The 1,236-nt window shown below is 57.0% G+C and carries 1 protein-coding gene; it reads left to right on the top strand.

The window, feature by feature from the left end; genetic code table 11:
• The first annotated feature begins 65 nt into the window (after positions 1-65).
• Positions 66-1,228 (top strand): IS3 family transposase gene (locus IEY47_RS20430; RefSeq protein WP_188986179.1). Its coding sequence is split into 2 segments (ribosomal slippage): positions 66-321 and positions 321-1,228, totalling 1,164 coding nucleotides; the frame shifts between segments, so codons are not numbered across the junction.
• Positions 1,229-1,236: the final 8 nt, after the last annotated feature.

Here is a 1,236-nt window from a genome sequence, read left to right as displayed (position 1 = left end):
TGTAGTGGTCTACTGATTCCGGACACCGATTTAGGTGAGAATCCTCGCCGTGAAAGAGGTGTCTGATGAGCAAGCAACGACGTACATTTTCCGCAGAGTTCAAGCGAGAGGCAGCGGCCTTAGTGCTGGACCAAGGCTATAGCCATATTGAGGCTTGTCGCTCACTGGGCGTCGTGGACTCGGCTTTGCGCCGCTGGGTGAAACAGCTCCAAGATGAGCGCCAGGGAGTCACCCCGAAAAGCAAAGCACTGACACCCGAGCAGCAGAAAATCCAGGAGCTGGAAGCCAGGATAGACCGGCTGGAACGAGAGAAAACAATCCTAAAAAAGGCTACCGCTCTCTTGATGTCGGACGAGTTCAATCGTACGCGCTGATAGACCAGTTGAGTGAGCAGGAGTCGGTGGAAGTGGTCTGTTCAGCCTTCGATGTGGTGCGATCTTGCTACTACGCGCATCGTCTTCGATGTCGCCGTGTCGATGCGCGCCGCGTGGCGCTATGCAGTCAGGTCAATCAGTTGTTTAGTCAGAGCCGAGGTTCGGCTGGAAGTCGGAGCATCTTGGGTATGCTGCGCGAGAGTGGCGAGACGATTGGCCGCTTTCGTGTGCGCCGGCTGATGCGCGAGCTGGGCTTGGTCAGCAAGCAGCCGGGCTCGCATGCCTACAAGCAGGCCACGGTTGAGCGACCAGATATTCCGAATCGACTGAATCGCGAGTTCGCGACGCAAGCACCCAACCAAGTCTGGTGTGGCGACATCACCTATGTCTGGGCACAAGGTCGCTGGCATTACTTGGCCGCAGTGCTCGATCTACATACCCGCCGGGTAGTTGGCTGGGCATTCTCGGCCAAGCCGGATGCTGAGCTGGTCATCAGGGCGCTGGATATGGCTTACGAGCAACGCGGCAAGCCACAACAGGTAATGTTCCATTCGGATCAGGGCAGCCAGTACGCCAGCCGCCTGTTCCGCCAGCGACTTTGGCGCTACCGGATGCAGCAGAGCATGAGTCGTCGGGGGAATTGCTGGGACAACTCGCCGATGGAACGCCTGTTCCGAAGCCTGAAGTCAGAATGGGTTCCAACGACCGGATACCTAACCGCTCAGGAAGCTCAACGGGATATCAGTTATTACCTGATGCACCGTTACAACTGGATCAGGCCACATCAGTTCAACGACGGACTGCCACCTGCGGTGGCCGAAGAAAAACTTAACCCACTGTCCGGGATGGGTTGACCACTACA

This window comes from Pseudomonas matsuisoli, assembly GCF_014647635.1.
Classification (GTDB): domain Bacteria; phylum Pseudomonadota; class Gammaproteobacteria; order Pseudomonadales; family Pseudomonadaceae; genus Pseudomonas_P; species Pseudomonas_P matsuisoli.
The sequence above is the reverse complement of the archived record's forward strand: the minus strand, read 5'-3'. Positions and strand labels throughout refer to the sequence as shown.